Annotated in this window: 10 protein-coding genes and 1 pseudogene; 6 read left to right on the top strand and 5 right to left on the bottom strand. The window is 55.3% G+C overall.

Going from position 1 to position 15,641, the window contains the following annotated elements:
• Positions 1-36: 36 nt before the first annotated feature.
• The 4 genes and pseudogenes from O0K41_RS01555 to O0K41_RS01540 all read left to right on the top strand — a co-directional run.
• A pseudogene (locus O0K41_RS01555) lies at positions 37-477 on the top strand (UPF0758 domain-containing protein); the annotation flags it as partial.
• A 617-nt stretch (positions 478-1,094) separates the two neighbouring features.
• Complete coding sequence (locus tag O0K41_RS01550; RefSeq protein WP_143566034.1) at positions 1,095-1,844, top strand: site-specific integrase; 750 nt, start codon at positions 1,095-1,097, stop codon at positions 1,842-1,844.
• Entirely contained in the window at positions 1,831-3,486 is a 1,656-nt protein-coding gene (locus tag O0K41_RS01545; RefSeq protein WP_146257716.1) for a hypothetical protein, read from the top strand. The genes O0K41_RS01550 and O0K41_RS01545 overlap by 14 nt, the downstream gene beginning before the upstream one ends.
• Before the next feature lie 956 nt (positions 3,487-4,442).
• Entirely contained in the window at positions 4,443-5,357 is a 915-nt protein-coding gene (locus tag O0K41_RS01540; protein ID WP_143566036.1) for a hypothetical protein, read from the top strand.
• 1,062 nt (positions 5,358-6,419) lie between these two features.
• On the opposite strand, the gene O0K41_RS01535 is transcribed toward O0K41_RS01540, so the two are convergent.
• Positions 6,420-6,833 carry a hypothetical protein gene (locus tag O0K41_RS01535; RefSeq protein WP_049426894.1) on the bottom strand — a complete coding sequence of 138 codons (414 nt, stop codon included), beginning with the start codon at positions 6,831-6,833 and terminating at the stop codon, positions 6,420-6,422.
• A 629-nt stretch (positions 6,834-7,462) separates the two neighbouring features.
• Between O0K41_RS01535 and O0K41_RS01530 the strand changes: the two genes are divergently transcribed.
• Positions 7,463-8,455 (top strand): hypothetical protein, encoded by a 993-nt coding sequence (locus O0K41_RS01530; RefSeq protein WP_049418418.1) that lies wholly within the window; start codon positions 7,463-7,465, stop codon positions 8,453-8,455.
• 261 nt (positions 8,456-8,716) lie between these two features.
• Positions 8,717-9,106: a hypothetical protein gene (locus tag O0K41_RS01525; RefSeq protein ID WP_146257717.1), complete on the top strand. Its 390-nt coding sequence runs from the start codon at positions 8,717-8,719 to the stop codon at positions 9,104-9,106.
• A 146-nt stretch (positions 9,107-9,252) separates the two neighbouring features.
• On the opposite strand, the gene O0K41_RS01520 is transcribed toward O0K41_RS01525, so the two are convergent.
• The 4 genes from O0K41_RS01520 to O0K41_RS01505 form a co-directional block, all read right to left on the bottom strand.
• Positions 9,253-10,428, bottom strand: coding sequence for a PD-(D/E)XK nuclease family protein (locus O0K41_RS01520; RefSeq protein ID WP_049418419.1), 1,176 nt, complete (start codon positions 10,426-10,428; stop codon positions 9,253-9,255).
• Positions 10,428-12,803, bottom strand: a complete 2,376-nt coding sequence (locus O0K41_RS01515) for a DEAD/DEAH box helicase (RefSeq protein ID WP_111144207.1) — start codon at positions 12,801-12,803, stop codon at positions 10,428-10,430. Before O0K41_RS01515 ends, O0K41_RS01520 begins: the two co-directional genes overlap by 1 nt.
• 586 nt (positions 12,804-13,389) lie before the next feature.
• The gene (locus O0K41_RS01510) at positions 13,390-14,757 is read right to left on the bottom strand and encodes a DGQHR domain-containing protein (RefSeq protein ID WP_099470495.1); all 1,368 of its coding nucleotides are present in this window, start codon (positions 14,755-14,757) and stop codon (positions 13,390-13,392) included.
• Positions 14,754-15,530 carry an HNH endonuclease gene (locus tag O0K41_RS01505; protein ID WP_158230272.1) on the bottom strand — a complete coding sequence of 259 codons (777 nt, stop codon included), beginning with the start codon at positions 15,528-15,530 and terminating at the stop codon, positions 14,754-14,756. The genes O0K41_RS01510 and O0K41_RS01505 overlap by 4 nt, the downstream gene beginning before the upstream one ends.
• Positions 15,531-15,641: the final 111 nt, after the last annotated feature.

Raw genomic sequence — 15,641 nt, 5'->3', positions numbered from 1 at the left:
GATGGGAGCCACCGCAAGGTCTGGCGATGATGGGCCATGCCCATCCATGACTGGCCCGAACAGGAACGCCCCCGCGAGAAGCTGATCGCGCGCGGGCCCACGGCACTTTCCGACGCCGAACTGCTGGCCCTGTTTCTCGGCTCCGGGTTCGGTGGCCGCGATGCCGTGCAGACCGCGCGCGACCTGCTGCAGGCGCACGGCCCGTTGAGGGTACTGCTCGACCGCCCCGCCGCCGAGCTCGCCCGCCTGCCCGGGCTCGGCCCGGCACGCAGTTGCACGCTTGCTGCCGGGCTGGAACTGGCCCATCGCTACCTGGCGGCCGAGCTGGAGCACGGCGAGGCGGTTGGCAACAATCCGGCGGCGGTCGGCCGCTACCTGCAGCACCGGCTGCGTGGCCAGGCCCGCGAGGTCTTCATGGCCCTGTTCCTGGACAACCGCCACCGCCTGATCGCCTGTGAAGAGCTGTTCCACGGTACACATTACTTTTATGCAATGGACAGCATCGACTCTGGTGCTGTAGTGTCAGGAAAAGCTGTACAGGCAGAATTCAGGGGCGGCCAATGGCAATGCTCGAGCTGTTTCAGTTTCAGCGATTCGACCATAGGGAGGTTGACGGCAGTCATCTTTGGTCGGTCTCCAAGTCCATCAGTGACGTTCCTGAACCCAAGCGGCAGTTGCCTTACATTCGCCTGGCCTCCGGCCTACCTTGGACGGAAGCGAACACTTGGCTCGCGAGTCGCGCTTGCGACCCTGCCGACGACCTAAGCGCAAAGACGATCATTAGAGACGCTCGAAGCCTAGTCAGCTACGCCAATTTTCTGGAAACCAATGGATTGGTATGGAACGACTTGGATAAGCCGGATTCGGAAAAGCCGACCTACCTGTACAAGTCGCATAGGAACATCAACGTAAAAGAGGGTACAGGCGCATACTCGACCGCTCAAACGGAATTGCGAGCGGTCGCCACCTTCTACATTTGGTGCACCTCTACCGGGCAGCTTCCAGACAACTGTAGGCCCTTCTTGACTCGAACGAACCAAGTCCACGTCTTAACAAAGTTCGGGTCAAAGACAGTCGAGAGAACAGTCTCCAACATGCCCCTGAAACGACGAAGGACAGCGGCCAGATCGACCTTGGAAGATGGCCTTAAGCCAGTATCAGCAGAACTTCAGAAGCAAATCCTGACACTATCGGAAGCACATGCGGGCACAGAAATTACGTTGATGCTCGCCATTGGCTTTTCTTCTGGAATTCGCTTGGGAAGCATCACAGACCTCAAATGTGAAACCATCGAAAAGGCGGCAGCGTCGAACCTCAAAGGCCACAAGTCCATCAGGATCGGTCCCGCATACGGGGTGATGACGAAGTTCTCAACAAATTACTCCCCCGTCGTACCAGACGCGCTCGCCCAGCGCCTAACTAGCTACATAACTTCAGTCCGGCGCCTAAAACGCGCCATCAAGCATGGAGGCCGGTACTCTCAGCACCTTTTCCTAACCCCGCAAGGACGCCCCTACCATGATGACAACGGTGTTCCGAGCAGCGCCATTGGCGTAGCGATTCACAGGATAAGGGCAATCGCAAAAGCCAGCGACCTCCCTATCGAAGATTTTCGATTTCACGACTCTCGAGCGACGTTCGCGTGCAATTTGCTAGATGCCGCTATGGCCATAGGGATCCCTGTGACATCCGCGCTTTCAATTATCACGGAGTTCCTGGGTCAATCAGATGAGCGAACCGCTCTGCGCTATGTCCAGTATGCGCAGAAGAGGCGAGTAGTAGAAAAGTACAACGACCTCTATGGGCAATGGCTGCTTGAGCGTACTCAGCATGAGACTCCCTGAGCCACTCATTATTCCTGGCCCCAAGGCTGGAAGATCCTTGCCATGGGATCTCTCCAGACTGGCCTTCATTGGTGCCGCCAAGCACCCGACCAAGACGGTTGATACAGAGATACGCTCCGGGACTTTTGGGAAATACGACCCCCTGCGATATGAGCTTCTTAGATCCATTCACCAACACATAGTAGAAAGGCATGTCCTCGGCGAACTCGCCGACGCCACGCGCGAAACAATATTCAATACGATCAGGATCTTCTTCGACTACTGCGACCGAGAGTCAGTTCAGGTCTCTTCGAAAACATTTTTCATCGCAGTCCAACGTTGGACCAGATCGTACCGAACGAATTCCAGGCACGATCTCACACAGCAGCAGTACGTCGTTAGAATTCTAGCCGGCGTAACTGGTCAAGACTCAACACTACTCTTGAAGTCGCTTGGGATCTCCAAGCGCGGCGCATCCATGGCACTGCGGACAAACAATGCGAGAAGCGAAGTCGTCCAGCAGTACGTCGCAGATCTCGTATCACTTATCGACTGCCTCCAGCCCGAAAAGCTCTATGCGCCCCTTCCGGTGCCAATTCAGATCAGAAAAAATGGTCCGATCTATTACCACTACTCGGGAATGTGGAGATCGACATCGACCGAATACTCCTACGATGTCGCGAGACGACAAAAGTGCCTAAAGGGCAAAAGCCTAAATCGAAGATTCCCTCTACTCAACCTCAGGGTGACAGCAGAGGCATTTCTGTTCATAGCGATGACCGGCATGAATCTTGCCGAAGTTCAAAAGATGAAGATGGAACAGTACAGTAGGCGATCCGCAGGAGATCACTACGAATTTAGGGAATTCAAGGCTCGCGCCGGACATGACGTCCTGTTCACCATTCCCAAGCCATATCTTCCCATCTTTTCTGCCTATCTGAAATTCCGTTCCACCCACTTGACCGAATTCAAGTCAAGCCTGCTCTTCCCAATATATCAACGAGGCGGCCCGGCAAGCCGAAAATTCCACAGTGGCAACCTTAGAATAATCTTCAATGAGCTTGGCGTTCCGTTCATTACGACCGTCGAACTCAGAAGAATCAAGTCCAATAGCATCATGGAGGTAAGCGGAGATCCTGACACGGAATCACAGATTCTCCAACACAGCCGTGCAACGTTCACCAAGAACTATGCGCGCAGAAGCCCGCAACGAGCGGCGAGTGAATTCACTGCGTTCTTCAAGTCAGAAGTGGCCGCGCTTCGGGTGTCGCGTGCAGTTGATGGTGCGCCATGCACTCAGAAGGACACCCCCAAGCCATTGACGATAGCTTCGCCCGATGCCCCCACTCCCAACTGCGACACAATGGCAGGATGCCTGTTCTGTGAAAACTACAAGGGGGTATCGAGCCTAGACTACATATGGAGATTGAAGAGCTACCTTCAGTTAAAGCGACTCGAACTCAAAAGTCATCTTCACCCAAACAGAGAACATTCGCGACCGATACTTGAAACCATGCGCCGCATACGATCAATCGCCCGTGCCTTCTCGCAGAAAAACAAGCAACACGAGGAATGGGCAAAGATCGCGGATCGAAAAGTGAATGACGGACAGTTCCATCCATCCTGGGACCTTCTCATTAGATTCGCGCAGGGAGATGCTTGATGCTCACTTCTCGACTGACATCGAAATACCGTGACGTCCCTCTGCCTAGCGACCTTGCCAGCATTCACGACGTGCCACCCGATTTCGTAGTGTCCTACAAATCAGATGGCTCGCCTTGCAGTCGGCACGGAGACAACCGCTGGATATTCTCCGCATACCACTCGTCGTCCATCTCCATACGGTTCGCCAACGATGGGAGCACGGATGCCCTAGAGCAGAGCAACGCAGCCGCGGCGAAGGTCGTAGTGCTGGCACTACTCTATATTGGACACCATCCCCTAGGCGCCGGCAGCCTTCAAACAAAATTGTGCCGTCTAAGGGAAATCCTCAAGGCTTGCAACTCCTCACGAACTCCGATTTCTGAGTTCGGAAACTCAAAAATATGCCAGGCGGAGCTTCGAAAGCACATCCGCCCCAGCTCACTTGGATCCACGCCACTGCTTATGCATGAACTGGCCCTGCTGAGTGAAGAAATAGGCTTTACACTTTGCCCACCCGCGCTTATCCCAAGCTTCTACCCAGCAGGATATTCAGCCAATCAAACCCTCTACATCCCTAATCGGATCCATTCCTACGTCTTGAATCAATGCGATGCAATCGTATCGCTAGCGACCACTCATATCGACCTACTTAAGAATTCAATACGTAGCCAACTGTATGAAGCGTTCAACCTCGCTCCTCCACTAGGCAGCCAACTTGCCACGGAAGATCCTTCCATATTACCTGCGAGACTCGTGGGCATCTTCGATTCCGTATACGGCACACTAGATCACCGATACCCATTCCTGACTTACATCACGGCGATACGGGATGCCGCCATGATTTTGCTGTGCGCGCATAGCGGCATGCGCATTTCAGAGGCTCGCACACTCAAGCGCGGGTGCCTCCGTCAGCATCAGGATCCTGCCATTGGACCTGCAAATTTGATAGTCGGAGTACCCGCAAAGATACACCCCATGACGGAATCGACTTGGATATGTAGCGACTTAGCAGCAAAGGCAATCCATGTGCTGGAAGCCATTTCCGCGGTACACCATGAAATGCGCCACACTAGGCTGGTCTCAGGAAGCTTCAGCAACTGGCTATTTACGTCCATCCTGGGCTGGAAGAAGAAGCAGCATAGTATCGACCCACCGCGGGTTTCGATGATCGAGAGGATGGACTATCCGTGGCTATTTGATCCTGAGGCCCTGAAGGTCACTGCAGACGATCTTAGAGTGTCCGAACTCATCAACGGTAACTCTGGAGGGCGCGTTGTACTTGGAGAGCCGTGGCCGTTCGCCTTCCATCAACTGAGGCGCACATTGGTGGTGAATTCCGTTCGCTCAGGGACAGTCGCTCTCGGCTCGATCCAGCTTCAGCTGAAGCATCTTCATCTTGGAATGACCGAGTACTATGTGCGCGGTTACCACAGCCTCTCGCTCAACGAATCGATGCGCATTGAACTTGCGGAGGAACTGGCCAATGAGGCGGCACGAGTCGCGAATGGGCTCGCTGACTCGAAGCACTTTTCTCCCCACGGCTCGGCCCATAAGAGTCGCCTTCTTGAGTTGATCAGCACCTCGGATCTCAAGGGGCTTGCGAAGCTCGCTAGTCAGGGCACGCTTTCCGTGAGACCTACCCTGCTAGGCGTCTGTCTGAAGAAGGGCGACTGTGCGCATGGCGGCTACGACACGCTGTCCCATTGCGTAACGTGCCCTGAAGCACTGCTGGACAAGGGACATGTAGTACGTGCAGAGATGTTGATTGCTCACAGCGAGCCTCTGCTGGAAGCACTTCGCCCTTCCGGCGACAGTCCTAGAATGCGAGCGCTCGAGGGTCAGGTCGGGGCGCTTAGAGAGTTCGTCATCAGAGTGAGATCCAATGAGTAATTTGCCTGCCCTATCCGATAGATTGAAAGCTGCATTCGAAAGGCTGAAATCGGGACAACCAGTAGTATTGCCACCTGGAACAATCGTTAGTCAGAACAACGTGGCGAGAGAAGCTGGTGTTCCGCCTGCCCATTTCAAGAAGTCCCGTTTTGGCCCGTTAATTGCCGAAGTCCAAGCCTATGTTGCCCAGCGAGACGGCCCCCTACTCCGCGAGCGAGCTAGGCATAGCTCTCTCGAGCGAGAGTTGGCAGAAGCAGTTTCGCGAATCTGGGAACTAGAATCTGAGCGCGATCATCTGCGCTCACTTTTACTTAGCGCTGAAATGAAGCTGGCCGAGATATTTCGCCGTTGAAAAAAGGTGGCGAACTCGAGACCTTGCCATCTTCACTTCCCGTGCAGACGGCGCTGTTAAGTCAGACAGCGATTAGGACGGGTCCGGCGAGCTGCATCGGCTCCAACTCAGCGGGGGTATCACCTAGATCACCCCAACTGAGCTTCCAGATAGGTCCGCACTGCCTCAAGGCTACCCGCATCCCCGCCGCACAACAGCCTGATGGCCCGCTCAGCACCGAACAGTGGAGCGGAGTTGGCTCGATGGATCCAAGTGTTGGGTTGATTGGCTTCCAGGAACAAGGTGTGCAAGATCCATAGATCGAAAGGATGTACCCGATCTGCATTAGGACCGAGTCATCAATCATTCCCTGCACTTCCTCATATAACCGAGGCAAGTCTGGCACCGCCAAGATCTGCCGCTGCTCATTGGCAGTGAGCCGCCATGCCTGCGATATCTGCTTGAAAGTCCGAACTGCGGAACCTTTCAAGTCTTCGATTAGACCCACCGGTGGCAGTGGCATACTCCGTGGACCTCCCCGTGATCTGGTCCGAGAAGACTCTCAAAATCCAACCATGTCCTGCCCAGGTGCGAGACCGGACAAGGCAAATGCTCATATGACAACCCGGAACGGAAGCGCAAGACTCCATCCAAGAGAAGAAGGGCGTACCCGCTACGGCACACCCTACAGTCAGGCCCTTCGAGTTCTCAAGAATTCGGACAGTTCGTCCTCAAGATTCACCAGAACTATTACCACGCTTGCGCGCGGACCAGAAACTGGCAGCGGCATTCACGGGCCCCTGGTATTCCAGAACCGCCTGCGCCAGCTCCTCAGGAGATTGGGCAGACAAGATCCGTTCCTCCAGACCCTCCATGCCAGACTGGAGATCATCGATCTCTTGGTCAACTGGACCATGAAGGGGATGAGCGCTGTTCATCTCGTCCTGCAGAGCCTTGAGGTTGGTCCACATATGGCTCTTGGTACCTTCTAGCTGCTGATGGCTACCGGAGCCCTGTGCCCAGTTCATGAATGCGTGCTTGCGATCAACACAGAGGCCGGACGCTGCACTGAAGGTCGTCACCCCAAAGTCGGTGATGAGGTCTACCGTGCTAGGCGTATAGGTACTTGCTTCATTCGTTTCCATATCTCTAATCACTGATAAAAGTACTCGCCGCCGTCCTCCTTGGAGGGCAGGTCAAGGCTGGGAGTTCCAGCAACTATGTTGTATCACGTCCCACACCGATTGAAAGTTGCCAGCTCAACGTGCCACCTCGCGAAATCAACGACTTAGCGTAGCAGCGCCTGAAATTGGCTAAATGGTGACTCAAAAACGGCAGATCCATTCATAATTCCGACCCCATTCGCCCTGCTACAGATCTGTCAGTCGGCCCTCCTATCACGACGATCCAGCCGGCTCGTCAGTTGGCCAAGCCGAAGACACGAGGGGCCAGCGCCGAGGCGTCTCGGCGCCGTCCTTGCTCTCCAAGAGTGAAAGATTCTTAGCTGCCACTCAATTTTCGCGATACGACATTCTTGCAAGGCCTCGAGCATCCAACTGTACGAATGGACCGGTGATTGCCGAGAGCTCTACAGGTGGGGCGAAAGCGAGGGTTTGCGTCGAATACGAATTGAGTGCCTAGAGTTGGCTAGGCTACCCTGTCGACTGGAACTGGCCGTGGCGAACTCGAGGCCGCCGCACCTATCGAATTTTGCTGATGTGTTAGCGGCCATTCCAAATCGCTAGGTTGCCTCCAACGAGGCCAAAGGAGAGCCATGAGCTGGCTTAAGACACTCGGAACGATGTTTAGGAGGAATGGCGTGACCCAAGATGGCCTTATCGGCGCGAAGAGCCGAACCAATGACCTTAGCTTCTTCTGGTTTCTTGTGGATGCCCCAATGGCAATGGACACGCTCCTCATTGAGCGCTTCCACGATGCTGTCATCCGGCCAGAGAGCATAGTCCGGACCGAGTCCGAGATGACGGCAAAAAAGGAAACAGCAGAGCGCCGACTAGGTGCGGAAGGAAGGGGGTCGGGGGAGGTTCCGTTCGTGGTCAAGCTCGCCTTGAAGGGCAAATTTGAGCATCGCGCAACTGGTGAGGACGCCGCCTCTCTTACCCGACAACTGGACATCCCCCGTACACACGAGCGTCTGCTTGAGGAGATCGTTGCGTTCTACCTGTTGAACTTCCCTGAGCGTGTCCTAAGGGTTGATCCGGTTAGTACCAAAGTGTTCACTGCCGACTCAACGACCGAACGGAAGTACGAGATCCTAGACGAAACCTGCGCTACGCCTGGTCCCCGGCCAATCGTTCTCATCGACGCTCCCAAGTTCACCAAGATCATGCCGATAGCTGGCGAGTTCATGAATGGAAAGCTCGATGTGGTCTATGACTCACTGATCCAAGCACTATCGACTGCAGATGATCCGCTTAAGCGCTTTGCGCGAGGCATGGATCAGGACAAGAAAGCGGAACGCTGGAAGGAACTGGCCGATCGTTTCGATGCGAGCACGGCCATGCAGGTGCTCGAGGATGCGGCACGAAGGAATGACAACTCTAGGTTTGATTGGGTTGACTTCCGAATGGCGTGGGGTGAGACAGGATTCCCTTCTCCGCTTCATCTGCATGTGGTGCCTAACGGCCGATATCCGACTGGGGTGTTCGGGCATGCGTTCATACGCAGGGCGTTCAGTAACGGCGTTCGCATCGTTGGAACGCTCAAAAGCGGTGGCGACATCAACGTACTAGCGATCTATGAGCGTTGAACAGGATTCGCCCGCAACGCCCCCCCGCCTTCCCTATGAAGAGAATTTTGCGTCCGCAAGACGTGACTCAATGATGTCGCCATCTCCACCGAATGCAATGATTCAGAAAAGTATCCCGCCAAAAACGTTGTTCTATCGTAACTGGGGGCAATGCCTTGGCGCCAGAATTTAGAACGCTCCAAGTGCCAACGGCTGAGGGCTGGCACGCTGTCATTTCCCTCATCCAACGCCGTATCGAAGACTGATACAGGGTTTGCAATGATGAACAAGCAGTTAGACTTCGAAAGCGTCGAGATGCAAAGAGTTCTTGATGAGCTTGTGCGAATCGAGATGGAGATTTCAGCGTCGGCAAGTGCAGGGCACGCGCTTCGCGAAGCACCAGCTTGGAAGTTCGCTCCCTACCGAGATCGGCTCATCGCATTGAAGGCCGATCTAAAGCGGCATGCCAAGCATGGTGCGTTGGATATCAAAAGAAGAGCAAAGACTGCAATGGAGCAGGCTTGGTTTTCCACTCCTATCTCCCACGCATCTTCTCACTTCCATCTCCAAACCAACGCGGGGCCTCAGCATTGGGCTGCCGGTCTTTCCGAGGTAGGTATGGATATCTCTTGGGGCGTATCGCGCCTAAAGAACGCACTGGGGAAAGTCTGACCTTCTGCCCTTACACGCAGACTATCGCCTCCGTATAGAGTTCGCCGCAGAAGAACATCCAGAGGGAAAGAGAGTGGAGAGCAGGACCTCTCCCCACCTCTATTGTTCCGGTGGTCAATGCCCGAGGCTAGCGGCGCCTCCTTAGCTCATGGTGCTATCGGCGCCTGAATTGGCCGTACCGTGTTCGTTGGGGCTGGAGTAGTACACGAGTGGCGAAAATCACACGCCGCGCATGTTTCTTCCTCTTTGCAGTTCCCCTCCCAAGTCCCGACGATGGTGCCCACTTCAGCCTCTTTCCGAATGCTCAACTCGATCTCAGCCACCACCTCGTCGAACTGACTGGTTGCATACTGGAGAGACTGCTCCGTTACAGGAACAACCCGGAGTGCGCGCCTAAAGCGGAATTCTGCAGACAATTGGTCTGTATCCTGCCCCGGCTTCCAGTTTCTAATGATCAAATCATCCATAGAGCCAGGCACAGGCATCACGTCAGTGTCGCCCGTCTCAATCTGCTTGCGGATGTTGGGCATGTCGTTGCTACCCGGGGCAAGCTCATTGATATAGATCAGCAAGCCAGCGATGATGGGTACGCCCTTGGCTTGATGGCGCCTTAGCCAGGCATAGGTCTGCACCTGCCAGTCGCCGAGTTCCCAGTGCTCATCGCTCAGGGCAGGCCTAGGGGCTCCCTTGTAATCGGCAAGAATCTCGAACACAGGCGGCAAATTTTCGCAACCATCCTCAATCGCTTTGCGGAGGGGATTGTTCGTATCGACTGCGCTCAATTGTATCTGGGTCACCACATCAATTACGCCGTGCAACTCATACCTGCCAGCGCGCATATCCGGCGACGTGGCCTGAACAGGGATGGAGCGCGTACCGATCACCTTCTTCTCGGCATCAGCGATCAGCGGAAACAGGAATGGCCCCAAAGTATTGACCGCGGCTTCAGCACGCGCGTATGCGGCCATCCGAGCCTTCCGACTACGAGCCTCCTTGCCTTGGGCGCGGAGTACCAGCTCAATCCGATCCCCTATCTCACCGATATCATGAGATTCACGTACGGGGCGGTCCTCTCCCCACTGGCTCGGCTTGCAGGGCCAAGGGAACGCCGGAGCTCCTCCGGCCTGCCAGATGCGGAATGCTGCCTCTAACACGCCATGGATGAATTCTCCATACCAGAGCTGCACCGGCCTCGAAGGTGGCAGTGAACTTCCGTTGTAGTACCGGTACTGGCGATGACAGCGCTTGTAGGAGAGCAGATCTCCCGTAAGGCTGTAGGAGGGAACCACGTGGGCCGGCCGTTTGATCTCAAGATTGACCATTAGATGAGCACCAGAGGGAGATTATTGGCGATGGTTGGCTTCTTGGCCCCAGGAATGTGCCAGGCCCATGTGTCATCTCGGGACCAGCCCGTCGCCACAGATTTCACGGTCTTTCCCGCAGCGATAGTCTTCTCTAGACCCACCAGAAGCAGAGCTGTCTGTGGCCTTGAGTAGGCCACATAGTAAAGACGCGCAAGGTCGTCAAACGTCCGGTCAATTGCGCTACGAGCCAGTCTGTCCTTCCCAACCTGCGTGAACGGCGCAAGATCATCCTCAAGCATTGTTGTAGTTGAAGGATTCTTAGGAAATCGGAATGCGGCCTGCGCAGCATGATTCATCGTGAATCTGGACGACACGTCAACAATGACCAGCGGGAACTCGAGCCCTTTCGCCTGGTGGATAGTCATGATCGACAAGCGATCACGTGGAACGCTGGTGATCAGCTCCTCTTCGAGCTCCAAGAGACCATCCGCGATCGGTCTCAGCACGTCCATGATGGCAGCCTTGCGGCTGGGAACGACCAGATTTCCCTTGTTCTGGATCATGCCACCGAATGCGGAGAACAGGCGCGCCTCCACCATGGCGCGAGATACGGCCTCAAGCCAAACCTGATGTTCCGGATCGGATGAGAACTTTGGCATCCAAGTTGTGAGCTTGAAGCACAGCTCCAACAAGGGCCACTCATCGGGCCAATCAGTTCCTTTCTTCGGCGTCCGCGTGTGCCACGCATCAACGAAATCCCGGAGCTTTCCGGGCGCGGGATCAGTGGCGATGAAGGCGGCAGCCTGCTTTCGCCAAGACGAAAACTTGTTGAAGACCGTAGTGACCAATCTTTGCTCACCAACAATCTTTCCACTTGGGTTGTCTGCTGAAGAGCGATCGAGACACTCTAAGACCAAGCCTAGGAGGATCTGCACATCGACCTGGTCGGCCAGTGCCTGCCCTCGAGGATTGAATACTCCAAGGCCTCGGCTGTTCAGTTCGCGCCTCAACTTCATCGGAAGACGCTCGGTCGCCTCATCCTTCTGCGACGCCCAGGATAGTTCGTCGGCCGAGAAGCTGAGCATCACCGCGTCCCCAAGATCCCCCTGTCCAGGTGCACCCGCGAGGTGAATAGAGTTGTCATCCACGAGGATTGATCGCCCACCACCACGGAAGATGTCCTGGAGGAACTGAGCCAGATCCGACGCTAACGTATCTGCGTCCGGACGGAACATACCCATCACAGGTAGGCCGGACGGTTCTCGATGCGCCTGAATCCGGGGCTTCGGAGGTTGGATCCGCGCTGCCGCGAAACCTGCGTCGCCTTCGATGAAGCTGTTGAAGAACTCAACGATCTCCGGTGTCGACCGATAGTTTCGAGTCAGATACGTAGTAGCAGCGTCAAGTGACGTTGCTGCCTTGAGCCGGGACACGAACTGGGTGAAGAGCTCCACGGTTGCGCCGCGGAAGCGGTAAAGAGACTGATCATCATCACCTACGACGCTCAATGAAGCTCCGCTCCGGCGGACGGCTTCAAAGTAGATCTGTTCCTGAAGTGGATTGGTATCTTGGTACTCATCAACCAGGATGACCTCCCATGTATTGATGGTTTCATCGAGCATTCCTGTCTGCATGCGCTCAAGGAATTGCTGCTCGAGAAGCGCAAAGTCCATCTGCGACTGGTCGCTCAGGTACTTCGCATAGGCCTCATGAGCCGTAGCGATCTCAATCCGGGCAGCCGAATCCGTAGAAGCCTGCTTGAAGGCTCCCATGTCTACACGATCATGAACAAACCGGTCTACTATGGTTCTAACCGTCCGGAGCATTTCGCCCTGATTCCGAGGACGGTCCCCAGTAAAGGAAAACCTCGCCAGGTAAGTATCGATCGCTTCTCTATTGGGACCATAGTAGTTACTGAAGGCCTTCCACATCAGCAACTGATCGGCCGGAACACCCTGAATCAGCACTGGTGGGACGGTACCGGCCGGTCGCAGGTCGCTCAGTATCTCTTCGCATATGGAATCCAAGGTTCCGGTAGTGCAGTGATTCAGATCTACATTGCGCAGCCAAAGTTGGTCATCCGGTGACTGCAGGCTTGGGTGCTGCTTTGCCAACTCGACGAGAGGCAATCCCCAGTCGAGCCAACGGGTACGGACTTCCTCGGCCGCCTTCTTGGTGAAGGTGGTGATCAAGATCCCCTCGGGCGAGATACGGTCGACCAAGAGATGCCGCAAGGCCCTCAGCACCAGCACGGTGGTCTTTCCGGTCCCTGGTCCCGCGATGATCAACAAAGGCAGGTCCTTTGTCGCTACTACGCACTGCGACTGCTCTTGGTTCAAGGCTCTCTGTTGATGCGCCTGAACGAGATCGACGAATTCCTGTTCCGAAAGCATGCATCCCCCCTGGACGCTTCGCTGATTATTTATGACGGGCACCCTGGCGGTGCGGACTACTGATAGGACGATGCAACTGCGAGCACCGTCACAGCCTGTTGCGCAGGCGCACTTCGCCACGCAACCTTCCTGAGGCAGGCTTTGAACTAAGTGACGTGCTTTGCATCCCCTCCCGAGCGAGGCAATGACCCAGTCACGACAAAGGTGGGCCGATCCAACACGATTGCCCAGATACGAATTGGGGATATGGCGTACAAGAGCGGCTTGAACACGCAGGCCACGCCCCCTGAATCGTAGACATCTCCGAGATCAGAACGTGGAGCCGGCTCTCGTTGCAGGAGACCAGAGACAGCACCTACTCCATCGGCACGATAGCCATCGAATGCATAAAGCCTGGAGGCACTGTGACTCCTTGCCCGGAAGAAATCACGCTGAATCCGCTTCGCAAAGCCTGGCCGTGCTGGGAGACTACCCAACGGACGGCCCCCAATCTCCTCTACAAGATCTGCGTAATCCTTCACCGGCAATCATTCCTCTTCTGGCTAGCATCATGCCGCCTTATGCGGGCGGCCGGCTGGATGTGAGACTACTTTCGAACGGCTTTGCGTGCCCCAGCCTTCTTAAGGACCTTCTTTGCTGAGACCTTCGATCTGCTTAGTGAGGACTTTCCAGCAATGGTTGATTTGGTGAGAGCTTTAACGGCCAACTTCTTCGAGGCGGCGGGTTTTGATACAGGCACCTTCGCCTTCTTAACGAGCTTCCTGGCAGTCTTCTTGGTCGCCTTCGCTCTCGCATTGCTCGCACCCCCGCTTTCGACAACCTGATTGGCATCCACGAACGAAACCCGCTCATACCAAGGACGATTGAAGCGAGCGTTGGAGTCGATGATCTCCAACGTCTCAATCAGCTTGGCCCGCCCCGAACTGGTGTCCATCTCCTTGGACTTCCACTCCATCGTCCAGAACTGTTCGGGAATTCGCCCAACTACGCGGTTGACTTGCTCTTCCAGAACTTGGGTATTGGAGAAGTCGATGACGTCATCGGAGTTACGCTGTCGGGAGATCATGCTTTCCAGCAGGTACACGGTCAAAGCGTAGATGCCCACCTTCTGCAAGAGCTTGCTGTCGCCAGCGCGCCAAGCATTCCCACGCAGGTCCTTGATTGTCGACCAGATTGACAAGAAAAGTTCAAGCTCATCGCCATCAATACCGAGCAGCGCGCTGCGCTCGTAGGTCTCAGCCAGCGCACTTTCGATAGCGCTAGGAGGGATGAACCCCTTGGCATTGGTCGGGTACTTAAGTAGTCCTCGGAATGGCTCATTGACATCAACAACTTGAAGGTCATCGTACTTTTGACCGGCCATACCTAGGCCAACACCAGAGCTCGAGATCAGTCGGCCGTTAAGCTCATCTTTGTCGAACTGCAAGTTGAGGGCCTGGATGTGATCACGACTGATGCGGGAGGCCGTGTTATTGATCACCACGAATTGGAAAGCACGCTCAGAGTCGTCATTTCCCAGAAACGCAACAATGTTCAGGTGCATATCGGGTAGCTCGGCGGCAGCGCCATGTACTCGGTGCTGCCCATCAATAATCAGGCCTGGCTTAGCAATGCGTGCATTGATGGTCACCTCTCCAACTTTTCCCGCCTGCATGTCGCCTTCACCATTGAACTTTACGGATGCAGGATCTAGCGCAACGATGATGGACGTAGGAATTGTGTTGGCCGGGTCGGCTCTAATGAACTTTGAGACCTTTTTTACCTTCAAGTCTTTGAGTGGGCGCTGAGCACCTGTTCGGGATTCGGGCGTGAGTCGATGGACATCTGCCCATTCGACGATTTCCCGGGCAGGAGCGTGGAATACCACGAATTCCGGAGCGCCCTTTACATTGCGCTGCGAATACATGAGCGCGCTGTACGTAAATTGCCTTTGGGTCTTGATCTTCTTGGTCATTGCCTGGCCTGCGGAAGAAGTTCGAAGTAAAAATGGTGTTTGTTCGGCTCCAGTTCAGGCTGGAAGCTAACCGGCTGGCACTGAAGAATTGCGTCTCGGAGGGTTCTAGTACGCCCTCCGCGCCAAGCGTGATGAGCAACCTTGGCCAGCCCAAGAGAAATCCTCAGGTCGTTGCTGAGGCTCTCATTCGCATGTACGAGTGTTGAGAGTACCGGACCCGTTGTCCAAGAGAATGCGTGCCCCTTCCTTTCATTGCAGGGTACGCAGGAAGGGAGGAGATTCTCCAGGATCGTCTGCCCGCCAAAGAGATGGGGCCAGACGTGTTCGATGGACAGGACAGCGTGCCCCCCTTTACCTTGCTTGGACACCGAGCGCCCGCACATGTAGCAGACACGCCTCAACCCCTGCAGCGCATCCTTCTCCATGGTGCTGCTGGCCTTACGTGGCCCGGCATTGACCGCGACAACCTTGAGCAACTGTTGAAACTTCCTCTCCCCCCAGAACGTCGATGGAAGGTCAATGTTGCGACGGACGTCATTGGCAAGTGCCGCCGGAGTGACATCGCCGTAGTTCTCAAGCACCAGGCGCGCGTCGCGCACGCATCTCATGAAGAACTCGATACTGGCCGACAACTTCATGTAATCAATGAAGTCGTCGGAAGAAATGAGAAATCCTAGTTCCGAGCCAAGCTCGTTCCCAGAGAACACGTGCCGCACGTGCTCATGCATGACGAGGAACAGTTCCTCGCCATGCGTCACAGGCTTCCAGAGCATAGTCATCCCGCCTTGACTAGTGGATCAGCACTGCGCGCGGCGTGACCGCCGCATTTTCAGGGGTCCGCCCAAGCCGATGTCTACTGTTGTGCCATGCATATGCCACTTCCC

The sequence above is a fragment of the Stenotrophomonas sp. Sm2128 genome (assembly GCF_030985535.1).
Lineage (GTDB): Bacteria > Pseudomonadota > Gammaproteobacteria > Xanthomonadales > Xanthomonadaceae > Stenotrophomonas > Stenotrophomonas maltophilia.
This window is presented reverse-complemented; position numbering and strand designations above follow the sequence as displayed.

Bases quoted from the DNA above. Each gene is read 5' to 3' on its own strand.
- O0K41_RS01520 (WP_049418419.1), bottom strand. From the start codon at position 10,428: ATGGTCAATCTTGAGATCAAACGGCCGGCCCACGTGGTTCCCTCCTAC.
- O0K41_RS01530 (WP_049418418.1), top strand. From the start codon at position 7,463: ATGAGCTGGCTTAAGACACTCGGAACGATGTTTAGGAGGAATGGCGTG.
- O0K41_RS01505 (WP_158230272.1), bottom strand. From the start codon at position 15,530: ATGCTCTGGAAGCCTGTGACGCATGGCGAGGAACTGTTCCTCGTCATG.
- O0K41_RS01535 (WP_049426894.1), bottom strand. From the start codon at position 6,833: ATGGAAACGAATGAAGCAAGTACCTATACGCCTAGCACGGTAGACCTC.
- O0K41_RS01540 (WP_143566036.1), top strand. From the start codon at position 4,443: ATGACGGAATCGACTTGGATATGTAGCGACTTAGCAGCAAAGGCAATC.
- O0K41_RS01510 (WP_099470495.1), bottom strand. From the start codon at position 14,757: ATGACCAAGAAGATCAAGACCCAAAGGCAATTTACGTACAGCGCGCTC.
- O0K41_RS01515 (WP_111144207.1), bottom strand. From the start codon at position 12,803: ATGCTTTCGGAACAGGAATTCGTCGATCTCGTTCAGGCGCATCAACAG.
- O0K41_RS01550 (WP_143566034.1), top strand. From the start codon at position 1,095: ATGCCCCTGAAACGACGAAGGACAGCGGCCAGATCGACCTTGGAAGAT.
- O0K41_RS01545 (WP_146257716.1), top strand. From the start codon at position 1,831: ATGAGACTCCCTGAGCCACTCATTATTCCTGGCCCCAAGGCTGGAAGA.
- O0K41_RS01525 (WP_146257717.1), top strand. From the start codon at position 8,717: ATGAACAAGCAGTTAGACTTCGAAAGCGTCGAGATGCAAAGAGTTCTT.